General features: G+C 55.5%; 13 protein-coding genes and 1 tRNA gene. 9 read left to right on the top strand and 5 right to left on the bottom strand.

The window, feature by feature from the left end; genetic code table 11:
• Window positions 1–5 precede the first annotated feature (5 nt).
• The 4 genes from GSUB_RS16355 to GSUB_RS16340 all read left to right on the top strand — a co-directional run bounded on the left by GSUB_RS16355 (window position 6) and on the right by GSUB_RS16340 (window position 3,602).
• The gene (locus GSUB_RS16355) at window positions 6–320 is read left to right on the top strand and encodes a redoxin domain-containing protein (protein ID WP_040201799.1); all 315 of its coding nucleotides are present in this window, start codon (window positions 6–8) and stop codon (window positions 318–320) included.
• Complete coding sequence (locus GSUB_RS16350) at window positions 317–928, top strand: hypothetical protein (protein WP_040201798.1); 612 nt, start codon at window positions 317–319, stop codon at window positions 926–928. Before GSUB_RS16355 ends, GSUB_RS16350 begins: the two co-directional genes overlap by 4 nt.
• Before the next feature lie 91 nt (window positions 929–1,019).
• Window positions 1,020–2,306, top strand: a complete 1,287-nt coding sequence (locus GSUB_RS16345) for a diadenylate cyclase (RefSeq protein WP_040201797.1) — start codon at window positions 1,020–1,022, stop codon at window positions 2,304–2,306.
• 57 nt (window positions 2,307–2,363) lie between these two features.
• Complete coding sequence (locus tag GSUB_RS16340; RefSeq protein ID WP_040201796.1) at window positions 2,364–3,602, top strand: MFS transporter; 1,239 nt, start codon at window positions 2,364–2,366, stop codon at window positions 3,600–3,602.
• A 24-nt stretch (window positions 3,603–3,626) separates the two neighbouring features.
• Here GSUB_RS16340 and GSUB_RS16335 read toward each other — a convergent pair whose 3' ends face one another.
• The 5 genes from GSUB_RS16335 to GSUB_RS19290 all read right to left on the bottom strand — a co-directional run bounded on the left by GSUB_RS16335 (window position 3,627) and on the right by GSUB_RS19290 (window position 8,853).
• Window positions 3,627–6,023: a glycoside hydrolase family 65 protein gene (locus tag GSUB_RS16335; RefSeq protein WP_040201794.1), complete on the bottom strand. Its 2,397-nt coding sequence runs from the start codon at window positions 6,021–6,023 to the stop codon at window positions 3,627–3,629.
• 199 nt (window positions 6,024–6,222) lie between these two features.
• Window positions 6,223–7,107: a bifunctional methylenetetrahydrofolate dehydrogenase/methenyltetrahydrofolate cyclohydrolase gene (locus GSUB_RS16330; protein ID WP_040201792.1), complete on the bottom strand. Its 885-nt coding sequence runs from the start codon at window positions 7,105–7,107 to the stop codon at window positions 6,223–6,225.
• A 192-nt stretch (window positions 7,108–7,299) separates the two neighbouring features.
• Window positions 7,300–8,043, bottom strand: a complete 744-nt coding sequence (locus tag GSUB_RS18310; RefSeq protein WP_052465025.1) for a rhodanese-like domain-containing protein — start codon at window positions 8,041–8,043, stop codon at window positions 7,300–7,302.
• A gap of 3 nt (window positions 8,044–8,046) precedes the next feature.
• On the bottom strand, window positions 8,047–8,583 hold the full coding sequence (locus tag GSUB_RS18305; RefSeq protein WP_052465024.1) for a rhodanese-like domain-containing protein: 537 nt from the start codon (window positions 8,581–8,583) through the stop codon (window positions 8,047–8,049).
• A 198-nt stretch (window positions 8,584–8,781) separates the two neighbouring features.
• Window positions 8,782–8,853: transfer RNA gene (locus GSUB_RS19290), tRNA-Phe, on the bottom strand.
• Window positions 8,854–9,044: 191 nt separating this feature from the next.
• On the opposite strand from GSUB_RS19290, the gene GSUB_RS16320 reads away from it, so the two are divergent.
• From GSUB_RS16320 to GSUB_RS16305, 5 genes are all read left to right on the top strand, one after another.
• Window positions 9,045–10,256 (top strand): tyrosine-type recombinase/integrase, encoded by a 1,212-nt coding sequence (locus GSUB_RS16320; protein WP_158414114.1) that lies wholly within the window; start codon window positions 9,045–9,047, stop codon window positions 10,254–10,256.
• Window positions 10,257–10,326: 70 nt separating this feature from the next.
• Window positions 10,327–10,686 carry a type II toxin-antitoxin system RelE/ParE family toxin gene (locus GSUB_RS16315; RefSeq protein WP_040201790.1) on the top strand — a complete coding sequence of 120 codons (360 nt, stop codon included), beginning with the start codon at window positions 10,327–10,329 and terminating at the stop codon, window positions 10,684–10,686.
• On the top strand, window positions 10,683–11,012 hold the full coding sequence (locus GSUB_RS16310; protein ID WP_040201789.1) for a helix-turn-helix domain-containing protein: 330 nt from the start codon (window positions 10,683–10,685) through the stop codon (window positions 11,010–11,012). Before GSUB_RS16315 ends, GSUB_RS16310 begins: the two co-directional genes overlap by 4 nt.
• An 89-nt stretch (window positions 11,013–11,101) precedes the next feature.
• Entirely contained in the window at window positions 11,102–12,118 is a 1,017-nt protein-coding gene (locus GSUB_RS19210) for a hypothetical protein (protein WP_144402056.1), read from the top strand.
• A gap of 39 nt (window positions 12,119–12,157) precedes the next feature.
• A complete protein-coding gene (locus tag GSUB_RS16305) occupies window positions 12,158–12,772 on the top strand; it encodes a hypothetical protein (RefSeq protein ID WP_040201787.1) in 615 nt (204 codons plus the stop codon).
• Window positions 12,773–12,913: the final 141 nt, after the last annotated feature.

Below are 12,913 nucleotides of genomic sequence, written 5' to 3'. Positions count from 1 at the left end.
GGGAAATGGAGGGTCATCAGAGAAACCTCTATCTCTATGACCGCTTCAACGCCCGCGTCGCGGGCGTCAGCCGCAACGATCCCACCACCCTCGCCTATTGGGCCGAGGACCTGGAATTGACTTTTCCGGTGTTTTCCAACACGGTCGGGCACGCCGGTATCTGGTTCGGGGCTCTCAAGGAAGGCTATCCCATGTTCTCACGCACCACGGTGGTGATCGACAAGTGGGGCATTATCCGTTACATGAAGAGCGGTTCCCCCGACTATCATGAAATCCTGACCCTGCTCAAGCAACTGCATGAAGAGGAGGGCAAGCGATGATGAAACGGATATCTGCGGTCATCGTCGGATTGCTGGTTCTGGCGGGCTGTGCGGCGCCTCAGCCGTCTGAACCGGTCGATCCCTTCGGCTCCATGCGCCAGCCCGACGGGTCGGTTCTATGGCAGCAGGAGTATTCCTTTGTGCCTCCCGAGGCCCCGTGGCAGCTCATTGATCTGAATGAAACGGATTACTCCATTGCTTTCATGAAAACCTGCCGCGAGAGCTATCCCTGCCAGAGCACGCTGGCCTATGCGGAAGAGCCCTTCGGCTACTCCATGGATTTCGAGCAGCGTCAGCGCGAGTTCTTCAAGCGTTTCCTGTGGGCCAGCCGGGTCAATTTTGCCAAGGCACAGCTCAGCAAAGCCGAGCTTTTCGGTGAAGAGGCGCTGATCGCCCGCACTGAAGGGGTTGAGCCCGTACTCGGACACAAGGTGGATGTCAAGGTGGTTTTCGCCCGCCGCGGCGAACGAGTGGTGGCGTTTTACTACACCCAGTGGCGACCGGCTGACGGAGAATACGATAAGGCGGATGAAAAGGATTTCGATCAGTTTGTGGAACAGTTTCACTTTGAACGCCCCTCTTTCTATCAACGCCTGCTGTCTGAATAATCTCCTGGTTACAGGACATGAAAGCCCCGGATGATCTGCGTCCGGGGCTTTATCCTTGCACGCCGGCGCACGATAGGGCATTCTTTAGGACATGCCGAAATCAGCTTTCAGTGCGATTGAAAACAGTCTTCGTGATTTTCTTGGCGGGGCGCGCGTCACCCTGACCGAAATCGATGAACAGGACAAGGATGAAGGCGCTGATGACCCGTGCCAGATTCTGGTTCGGCTCAAAATTGATAAATCCGCCTACCTTTTCCGCGCGCAGCGCAAATACCTCTCATTCACGGCCACTGAAAGAAGTTTCATTCAGGAGCTTTTTGCCGCGTTTGAAGGTTTGCTGCGCGGCTTCAGCGCCGACGGCTATGCGGCCCATTTCCGAACGGCGCTGCTGACCTCACTTACCGATATTGCCGTGGCCCGGTATATCCGCGGCGACCGCAAAGGGGTCTTCTGGCCGACGCAGAGCCTGCTTCAACTGCTCAAGACCCTCTCCTATCAGCGCTATGAAGGCTCCCCCGCCACCACCGGCTTTCTGGTCTACCGCACCCAGCTCGACGATCTGCTTGAATCGATCAAAAAAACCCGCTACGACTGGCTCGACCTGGGCGACGACCGCCGGCGCCTGTCGGGGGACTTCTTCCGCAACCCCCTCTCCTATCGCTTTGTCGACGGCCTGCGTGCCCTGTTCGTGTGCGACATCCGCATGAACGTCAAGGGCACCATCCGCACCAGCGCCCCGGGGCCGCGCGACTCCATCGAGCAACTGGCCAACCGTGAGACGGTTTCCCTGCTGGCCCAGGCCGGCGAGGGGGCGTTTGCCATCTACGTCAACAAGGCCTCCGAGGTGGAGGTGGTTCTGGACAGCGACCGCCTGCTGGTCTGGCGCAGAGGCTCCTGGGGGATCTTCGACCCCGACATCTACCGCGATTTCCTGCGCGGCCACCTCGACAAGCGCTCGATCGATCACCTGGTGTGGTCGATCTACGCCCTCTCCAAGGCGCGTCACGGCACGGTGGTGCTGGTGGCGGACGATGAAACGGACCTGGAGGCGCTGCGAAAGGGCTCCGTCGGGGGGCGCGATGCGCTGAGCCGCGCCCTGATTCACCACGTGCGCGGGACCAAGATCGGCACCCTCAAACGCTCCGGCGAACTGATCCGCATCCTCTCGTCGGACGGCCTGACGGTGATCAACCGCAAGGGGGAGCTGCTCGACACGGGCGTTATCATCGACACCTCCCAGGTGGGTGATCTGGTCACCGGCGGCGGGCGGACCACCGCTGCCACCGCAGCCTCGCGTTTCGGGCGGGTGGTCAAGGTCTCAGAGGATGGCCCGGTCGACCTGTTCCGCGACGGTCAAAGTGTCTATCGTTTCGGCTGAGCCTTCATCCCTCGAAGGCGCGCGAACCCGTCAGCAGCGCAGGACCAAGGAGACTCCATGCCCTCCTCTTTTCTCCATCTGATCCGGGTCTTTCTGCCCTTTGCCCTGGGTTATTTCCTCTCCTATATCTACCGAACCGTCAACGCGGTGCTGGCGCCCGACCTGGTGGCCGATCTCAATCTGGATCCGGCCGCGCTGGGGCTGCTGACCTCCGCCTATTTCCTGGCTTTTGCCGCCTTTCAGCTGCCCCTCGGCGTGCTGCTCGACCGTTTCGGGCCGCGACGGGTGGAGGCAACCCTGCTGGTTGTTGCCGCGGCGGGGGCTTTTCTGTTTGCGCGGGCCGAGAGCCTGATGATGCTTATGGTCGGGCGCGCCCTGATTGGACTGGGCGTGTCGGCCTGCCTGATGGCCGCGTTCAAGGCGTTTACCCAGTGGTTCGAGCCCGAGCGCCTGCCGCTGGTCAATGGCATCCAGATGATTTCCGGCGGCCTGGGGGCGCTGGTGGCGACCGCACCGGTAGAAGCGGCGTTGCATGTCACCGACTGGCGCGGGGTGTTTACCCTGCTGAGCGGCGTCACCCTGCTGGCAGCGCTGGCGGTCTATCTGGTGGTGCCGCGGCGCGATGAGGGAAAGGGAGCGATTTCGTTAAGCGAGCAGTGGCAAGGTGTCCGAACCATCTATTCCAGCGGGTTTTTCTGGCGTCTTGCGCCCTGGGCGATCGCGGCTCAGGCCGCCTATCTGTCTCTTCCCGGCTTGTGGGCGGGACCCTGGCTGCGCGACCTTGCAGGGTTGGATCGAGGCGACGCTGCACGTGTTCTTCTGCTGCTGGCAGTGGCGATGATGGCCGGTTATTTCTTCTTCGGTTTTATTACCGAGCGATTGTCAAGACGAGGCGTTGCGCCCCTGCGAGTCGTGGTGACTGGGCTGGCGTTGTTCGGCAGCGTGCAGCTGGCCCTGATCGGCGCTGGGCAGGTGGCCCCGGCTCTGGCCTGGATCCTGTTTGGTTTCAGCGGTACGGCCTGCATTCTGCCCTATGCTGTTTTGTCCCAGAAGTTTCCCCGCGAACTGGCCGGGCGTGCCAATACCGCTTTGAATCTGCCGGTTTTCCTGGGGGCGTTTTCTGCCCAGTGGCTGGTCGGCGCGATGATCGGATTGTGGCCGGAGACGGCGACTGGCTATCATCCGACCGGGTACCGCGCCGGATTCGGGCTTTTGCTGCTGCTGCAGCTTGCCGCCGCGGGGTGGTTTCTGTGGAGCGGACGCCGCAGGCATGGCAGGGAAGCCGGCGACGCATAAGATTTTCCACGCCCCTGCCCTTCTTTATTTCTCGTGCCCCTCAGGGATTGGCGGTGGACGATTGGGACGCTCGATTGTCTCACCGATGGAGAGGGTCAACTCCTCCCCCTGATGGGTCACCTGCAGGCGATCGCCGCCGCCCAGGGTGTATTGCGTCTTCTCATGGGTGATCTTGACTTCCAACCGCTGTCCGCGCAGCGTCAGGGCAAAGCGCATGCTTTTGAGCATTTCGGGCAGGCGGGGGTCGAAGCTGATGTTGCCGCCGAAATCACGCATGCCGGCAAAGCCGTACACCGCTACCATCCAGGTGCCGCCCATGGAGGCGATGTGGCAGCCGTCCTTGACGTTTCCGCCCACATCGGCCAGGTCCATCAGGACCGCGTAGCGTGCGTACTTGACCGCCTTCTCCTCATCGCCGATCTCTGCGGCCACGATCGCCTGGATGCAGGCTGACAGAGAGGAGTCCCCGGTGGTCAGGGGATCATAGTAATCGAAGTTTCTATGTTTCTGCTCGCGGGTGAATTCATCGCCCAGCAGGAACATGGCCAGCACCACATCGGCCTGCTTGATGACCTGGTGCCGATAGATCACCAGCGGGTGGTAGTAGAGCAGCAGCGGGAAGTGCGATTTGGGCGTTTTTTTCAGATCCCACACCTCGCGGTCGAGAAAGCTGTCGTCCTGCGGATGAATGCGCAGCTCCTCGTCGTACGGGATAAACATCCGGTCCGCCGCTTCCTGCCAGTGCTGATCCTCCTTCTCGGCAAGCCCCGTTCTGTGGACCAGGTTGGCGTAATGTTCGGCGAAGTTCTCCCGCATAAATTGCACCGTCTGGGCGGCGTGCCACAGGTTCTCCCGCGCCATCAGGTTGGTAAAGGCATTGTTGTTGACGACGGTGGTGTATTCGTCAGGGCCGGTGACGCTGTGGATGCAGAAGCACCCACCCTGCCGCTCTGAATAAAAGCCGAGATCGAGCCACAAACGCGCCGTTTCCACCAACATTTCGGCGCCCTCGTTGAACAGCAGAGATTTGTCGTCGGTGATTTCCGCATATTTGCGCAGGGCGAACATGATGTCGGCGTTGATATGATACTGCGCCGTGCCTGCGGCATAGTAGGCGCTGGCTTCCTCGCCGTTGATGGTGCGCCAGGGAAACAGGGCTCCGACCTGGTTCACTTCCCGTGCCCGCTTCCGGGCCCGATCGAGCATGCTGTGGCGAAAGCGCAGCAGGTTGCGGGCGATGCGCGGCGTGGTATAGGTGAGAAAGGGCAGGACGTAGATTTCGGTATCCCAGAAATAGTGCCCCTCGTAGGTCTGGCCGGTCAGGCCCTTGGCGGGGATGCCGGTGCCTTCCGCCCGGGCACAGGCCTGCAGGATCTGAAACAGGTTCCAGCGTAGCGCCTGCTGCATCTCACCGGCCGAACGGGTGTTTTTTTCAGGATCGCCTTCAATCTCAATATCGGCGCGCTGCCAGAAATCATCCAGGAAAGTCCGCTGCTCCTTGACAAGGGAGGAAAATCCCAGCTTCAGGGCTCGGTCCAGGGTGCGCTCGCACCGCTCGCAAAGCTCCTGCGGGCTCGCCCCTCCACGAGAGGTATGGTAGGCGACGTATTTGAATATCTGGATCGGCTTGCCCATGCGGGCATCGACTGAAAACTCCACCTTGCCGTAAACCCCGTCACAACTGCTGGAGCGGCTGTATTCGCATTCGGTCTCGATGTGGTGATCGGCGCCGCAGGCAAGCACCATGCCGCTGTTTTTCACGCGGTGGCTCAGCATCAGTCGGTTTTTGCGGCCGTAGTGGTCTTCGGTGATCCAGGGGTTGTGAATAAATCCCTTGGACTGACGCGGGTCTTTGTCTCCCGACTGGTTGGGCTGGTCGCCGACGATTTCAGAGCAGATCACCACCGGGGCATGATCGTTGAGCACCGTGACCTGAAACGAGATCGCGGCCAGATGCCGCTGCGACAGGGAAACCAGGCGGCGCGATTCGATCAGTACCCGCTTTCCGGACGGCGTTTCCCACAGCACTTCGCGGTCCAGGGTGCCGCTCTGCATGTCGAGGGTGCGCTCATAGATCTGCAGCATCGCCGTCGGCAGGTAAAAGGGTTCATCGTCGACATAGAGCTTGACGACCTTGGCGTCCGGGACATTGAGCATGGTCTGCCCGGTCTGGGCGAAGCCGAAGGCGGTTTCACCGTAGACGATCGGCCAGGTCTCGTGAAAGCCGTTGATGAAAGTGCCGTTTTGAACCGTCGGACGCCCCTCTTCGAAATTGCCGCGAAAACCGAGATAGCCGTTGCCGACGGAAAAAATGGTTTCCGTCTGCGCCAGGAAGCGGGGATAAAAGGCGGTTTCGATAATCTTCCACGGATTGACCGGGTAGATATGCGGCGGCGGGTTGAGGGTTTCATGTCGAATCATGCAAAACCTCGTAAAAGGGGCGGAAGGAATAAGAGAGGCGGGCAGGGCCGTCTCGTCAGTCCGGTAATAATACAAGGTTAGCAGATGGTTGGATCAAGTGAAAGCGTTGGGGGGGTGGGAAAATACCTTGCGGGGACTTTATTGCCGGATGGAAGGATCGATAAAGCCCCCGCAAGGAGAGAAAGAATGGTTCAGCCGGTCACTTCTTCTGGTAGGCGTGATAGAGCCGCAGGGTATTGCGCATGCACATGGCGATGGTCACCGGACCCACGCGCGGGATGAAGGTCTGCGCCTGCTGTTCGGCTTCAGCGGTAAAGTTCTTCACGGTGGCGAAGTTGAGGCACACCGTGTTGGCGTTGAGTTCATGGGCTTCGATCTTGGGAAATGATTTCGAAGGTACTCCGGTGATGACCACATTGGATGACGCCAGCGCCTGCTCCCGTGAAATGTCGGTTTCCTCGGCCTGTCCGCCGCGGTAGAGCAGGGGACCGAACTCATCAAAGGAATAGACCGTGGCGCCGTCGTTGGACATCATCACCGCCAGTGGCCGCCCCACCACTTCGCTGCGGTTGAAAATGGTGACCGTGCGATTGGCCGCCGGCTCGTGCCCGCTGCTGCCGTAGGCACCGTTGGCTTCAAGCATCTTGAGGATCGCTAGCGGTGTGCAGGGAACCACCGCCTTGTTGGGCTGCGGCGCATCGAGGTCGATACGCTCGTTGCTGTAAAGCATGTTGATCCAGAAGGAGTGCAGCCCCTCGATATCCTTGCGATAATCGACGACCTCCTTGAGGTAGCGATCCTGCTCGTTGCCGAAGATCGGATAGTAGACCATCAGCCCGTTGACATCCGGGTCGGCGTTGGCGTCGCGAATGGCGTGCTCCAGATCGAGGCGGGCCGCCTCGCGCAACTCATACTCAATGCCGAGATCCTCACAGGCCTTGCGGGTATAGGCGGCATAGGTTCTGGACGGCGCATAGTCGCCGGAGAGCAGGCCGACCACCTTGAGGGGCCGATCATGCGCGTCGATTTCGTTGCGGATCTCCGCCCGGTAGCGGGCCGCAACAACGTCTGGAGTTGCAATCATATTATTATCCTCCGGAATTTTTTTCGCCCACAAGCCTATCAAATCCCGCCGCACAAAAACACCACGTATACCTCCTCCAGAGGTCCCATAAGTCCAATAGGTCCCATAGTTCCCAGGTTTTTCGACTACCCCCCCAAAAAAAACAGGCCGGCGGAAAAAACGCCGGCCTGCCTGAACCCAACAACAAAAGAACTACTGGTCCACGGAGCACTCTCCGTCGGAACACCGAAGGGTGGCCGTGACAAAGCGAGCATCAAGCCCGGCCTTGACCAGCACGTCGCGGGCCATGGACGCGCGGGCACCGGTGGAACAATAGACCAGGATCTTCTTGTCTTTGGGCAGCTCGCTCACCCGTGATTCGAGTTGATCGAGAGGGATGTTGCGCGCGCCCGGCAGCATGCCTTCGGCAACCTCTGCCGGTCCACGCACGTCGAGGATAAGGATATCGTCCGGTTGCACATCAAGCGCTTTGCGGAAATCCTCCAGCGCAATCTCTCCCTCTTCCAGGGTGCGCACCCATTCAACCTCGGTGGCCGGAGCGCCCTCGACGACCGGGAACCCTTCTTTTATCCAGCGCTCGAAACCGCCTGCGACCACCGAGAGGTTGAGATATCCCCATGTTCTCAGCATCTCCACGGCCTCATCCGCCTGATTCCCCTCTCCGTAGAAGATGATCGGCGCGCGGGCGAAACTGGGAAATTGCTCCCATGAATCTTCAAGCTGCTCAAAGGGAATATTGACCGCACCGGGGATGTGGCCCTTTGCAGCCAACTCCGGTGCACGCAGGTCGATCAGGATAATGTTGCCGTCGAGGATAAATGCGTCGCTTGCCGTCAGAACCCGACCCGATTCCTGCCAGCCGGGATCGCCCTGCAGATAGACTTTGACCTGGGTGTAACCCATTTTAACCGCCAGACCGGCGGCTTTAGGACTCATGCCTCAGGTAGGGCCTCCGCAGTAAAAGATCAGCAACCGATCCTTGTCCTCAGGCAGCAGCATGGCACCGGTTTTTTCTAAGCGCGGTACCGGGATGGATACGGCGGTGGGGATGTGTCCTTCGGCATAGCGCTGCGCGGGTCGCGAATCCACCAGGTAGTAGCCGCCTTTTGCCGGGCCCTGGGCCACCAGGCGAGCCACCTCTTCGGTGGAAATTTCTTTGACGCCTTCCGGCAGCTTTGCCAGTTTCGGTGCAATCTTTCGTGCGATACGGTCATTGCCTACCTGCTCAACGGTGAAGATCGCCGCTTCGCCTTCCTTGACATGTTCCATACCTTCGGTGTCCGAATCGAACAGCACCATGCGCGGCCCGTCGGAGGTCTGGACCTGGATGGTCTTTGCCTTCTGGCTGACCCCCTTGACCTGTCCGCTGATCTGGATGTCCTGGGCAACGGCAGGCAAGGCTGCGAGCTGCAGGCAAAGCGCCAGCAGTATGGCCAGGCCCGTTGAAACCCAGGACGAGAAAACAAACTTTCTCATACACGACCCCTTTCTGTGTTCGGGTTGATAGACAGGACAACAAAAACCCGTGTCCGGCAGTCTTGGATAGATAGAAGATTCGTTCTGCTTATGCATCAACTATACCCGAAATTTTATTTTTTTGGGGAGAGGGGTGCGGGTGAGGATTAATAAAAACAAAAAGGGGTTGCCTTGAAAAAGACAACCCCTTTGAACTCGTGGTGCCCAGGGACAGAATCGAACTGCCGACACGAGGATTTTCAGTCCACGGAAAATACTTTCCTTTGTATTCCCAAATCATCAAAAAAACCATTGATATTAAGGATATTTACAATTATACTGTTTCCTGTATATTCCCTTGAAAACCCATTGTTTCACACCAAAACCTGTTACGTAAGTTGTTACGTCTTTTTTTGCCATGCAAGGGGTCGAATATGAGCGAACCAATTCTGAAGGATGTTCACAAAACAGGTGAACCCGGAGTGTATTATCGCGAACACCCGACCCGGAAAAATGGCGTCAAGTTTGATCGTCAATGGATCATCCGGCAGACCCTTGGAGGCGTCCAGAGGGTTTCTGTTGTCGGTTGGATGAGTGAGGGTCATTTGATCGGCGACGCCATGAACAAGGCGGCAGAATATAAATCGAACCACAAGTGGAATCAGCAGAATCCTGACAAGCCCCGGCGTCCGATATGCAGACAGGATGAAGATGATGCAGCGGCACTGCTGGCGGCACAGATCGAGCGCCAGAGAAAGCAGGAGGCGTTTGAAAATGTCACCTTTGCTGATTTTTTTAACGACAGCTATCTCCCGATTCAGCACTCGAATAAGAAGAAGTCCATCGGGCGCGAGCAGGTTTTGTTCAAGTATCATCTGGAGCCGGTTATCGGCAATCTGACATTCAAGCAGATTCAGTCCCTGCATATTGAGCGGATCAAAAAAAACATGGTCAATAAAGGGCAGTCACCACGGCATATTCAATACGCACTGGCCGTTGCGCGGCAAATCTGGACAACGGCAGTCAAGGCGCGAGTGACAAATCTCCAGAACCCGATTAAAGAGGTGAAAAGCCCAAAGGTGAACAACAAGAAAGATCGTTTTTTTACCTATGAGGAAGAAGCCCTTTATCTGGATGAGCTGGCAAAGCGAAGTCCGATAACACACGACATGGCGGTCATGAGTCTTGATACTGGCGCACGTTGGTCGGAGCTGGCAAAGCTGCAATGGCAGCACGTCAATTTAACAGCCGAAACCGTCCGCCTGATTGACACCAAGGCCGGAGACGACCGAACCCTGCACCTTGCCACCAATAGGGTCAGAGCAATGCTGCAACTGCGCTATGATGAAAGGCAAAGTGATTTTGTTTTTCCGGCGACAGACGGCGGTCAGCAGGAGCAGGTCAACCGAGTCAGTTATCGCGTTATCAAGGAACTCGGATTTAATACCGGCAAAGATCGCAAGCACTGGTTAAGTTTTCATAGTTGCCGACACACCTGCGCCAGTCGATTGGCAATGGCGGGAGTACCCCTGTATACCATCAAGGATGTTTTAGGTCACCATACCATCAAGACGACGGAGCGTTACGCCCACCTGTTGCCAAGCGCGAGCCGTGAAGCACTGGAACTGCTGGAGCGAACCACCGGCGACAACACCATTCCCCTTCACCGACAAATCGAGAAAACGAGCAGTTGACGTACTGCCAAAACTGCCAAAAGACCCATTCATTCGATTGACTACTTATTCCTAAATTGGTATAAATGACATGACTGCAAACGACAAAGACATCATTTGGGTCGGCGACAGTAAAGATAATCTCAGATCGTTTCCAGAAGAAGTGAAAGACGCTATGGGTTTTGCCCTGCGACAAGCGCAACAGGGCGGCAAGCATCCTGCTGCAAAACCACTGAAGGGATTCAAAGGCGCTGGCGTCCTTGAAATTGTCGAAGATCACGACGGCGATACTTACCGGGCGGTTTATACCGTCCGATTCAAAGGCAGGGTTTACGTTTTACACGCATTCCAGAAGAAGTCGAAAAAAGGTATTCAGACACCGCAACCGGTTATTGATTTAATCAGGGATCGTCTGAAGCGCGTCGAGGCGCACGAAAAGGACATGACATGAACGACGACATCAAGCTCGAAAAAAGTACCGGCAACGTTTTTGACGATTTGGGATTGCCCGAAGCTGGAGAACGTCTTGCTAAAGCCGACCTGGCGCTGAAGATCGCGCAGATTATCAACAAGCGACATCTGTCCCAAGCTCAGGCGGCGGAGCTGCTGGGGATTACACAACCGAAAGTTTCCGCCATATTGAATGGACGGCTCAGGGGCTTTTCACTGGAAAAACTGCTGCACCTGATGATTGCCCTTGATCGCGATATTGAAATCGTTGTGAAGCGCAAACCACGGACAAAAGATCATGGCGAGCTGCGGGTCAAGTATGCGTGAGCAGAAGGCAGTCATCATCGAAACCACAGGGCGTCTGCCAAGTCAACGATCAGCCGACAAGCACTGATAGATTTTGGATAGGGGGAGTCATGAGATTGATAATTGTCGTTTCAGGAATCGCTTTTTTGTGCGTTGGCCTTGCAAATGCTCGAGGAGAATCAGGTTCCTATCAGCCAGAAAATCATGAACAATTTGTATTGTCTGAATTCAGCTCGCAGGCGCAAAGAAGTGGTTTTAGATCTTTTTGCAAATCTCAGCCAATCACATATACATCGTGTCCACCACTTGATTTTTATCAATATGCAGGAATGAAAGGATACTTTGAAACAAAAGACGCAAAAATTGCTCCAGGGGACGACCCTTTTGGCAGGTTTGCTTATAGTTGGCCGGTTTTTTTAGAGAATGGGGAGAGGTTTTATTATGTCAGGCCAAAAACGCTGCCCGATAAATATCTACACGCTGAGATTCTGCCCTATAAAGAAAAAGGGGGAATTTTTGTAGAGCCACTTGTTGATGGTTCTAGTATTAAAGTTGAGCCAGTACTTAGCAGTTTTGGCAGTAACAATCTAAGACTTAGTCATGATGGAAATCAAATTAGCCCCCAAAAACTATCATACATAAGGGAAATTTCATCACGTTTTCCTTCTCAGGAATTAAAAATAGCAGAAGCACTTCTGCCTTTCAACATATCCTACGATGAAGTCAATGATCAGTATTTTATCAAGCCAAGTAACGGCACCGTTAAAAGCAGTGAAGCGGGGCTTTATATTGGGTTAAACCCAACGAAAACATGGCTTCGTATGCAAATTAGATATGCCGGTAGCAATTGGTTGTTTGTGCGGTCATATCTCATTTCTGCTGATTCTCTGCGCTGGCAATCTCCCGCTGTTAGTTTTAAGCGCGACCACTCTGGTGGATCGGTATGGGAATGGATTGACGTAGCGCCAAACACTGAGGATCTGCATAACATGCGTGCATTGGCACAGGCAAAAAGTTCAATTGTCCGATTCTGGGGGGACAAATATTATTCAGACTTGAAGCTCAGTGATCAGCAGCAAGAATCAATATCTAACATCTTAAGTCTTTACGAAATGTTAAAACAATGAACACTGAACTGCTTACTGGCACCGGCGGCGAATAAAACTATGGATATTTTTTACGGCACCCTGACTGCTGAACGCATAAAAGACGCAAGGCGGCAAAAATGCACCACCTGCATTCATAGACAAGATGGCGATGTTTGCCTCGAATATCCCGACGGGATACCACGGAAGCGGCTCGACAGAAAAACGAAATGCCGCACCTGGAAAGACAGATGGAGCGCAGACGATATTGAAGCCATGCTTCCCACTAAAAAAGGGGCAATGATACGGATTGCTGAGGCCGCAAAGAATGGCGAGAGTCCAAATTCTGATGATTTTGCCCTACTCAACAACAAGCAAGGCCGCCCCAAAGTAGAACGCAATCCACTGGCCGACCACATGATAATTGAAGATTTTTGGGAGTTGCGCGAGCAAGGATATCAGTACATCGAGGCCTGCTATGGAATCCAAGAAAAATATTTCAAGCGCGATGATGGAAGCTATAGCCGAAGCATTAAACATATCAAGGCAATGGTCACGAAGGATCAAAACGATCAGAAAAAGCGTTTTTTTGAATGGCACAAGAAACATCAATCCGACGCCAACAAGTCAGCTCAAGAGGTTTGGGATAGCGTCACAAAGGAAAAAAACGAATATTTAAGAGAGTGCAAACGCTGACGACAAGAAAGAGAGAAAAGGCAGTAACTTTTGTCTAAATAAACATCCATTTTTAATAGACTTTTAATGCCGAATCGCGTCCGGTAAAGTCCCCATCACAGGGATAAACACGGACGTTTCGGATCGGCGATATCACCATCC

The organism is Geoalkalibacter subterraneus (genome assembly GCF_000827125.1).
Lineage (GTDB): Bacteria > Desulfobacterota > Desulfuromonadia > Desulfuromonadales > Geoalkalibacteraceae > Geoalkalibacter_A > Geoalkalibacter_A subterraneus.
This window is presented reverse-complemented; position numbering and strand designations above follow the sequence as displayed.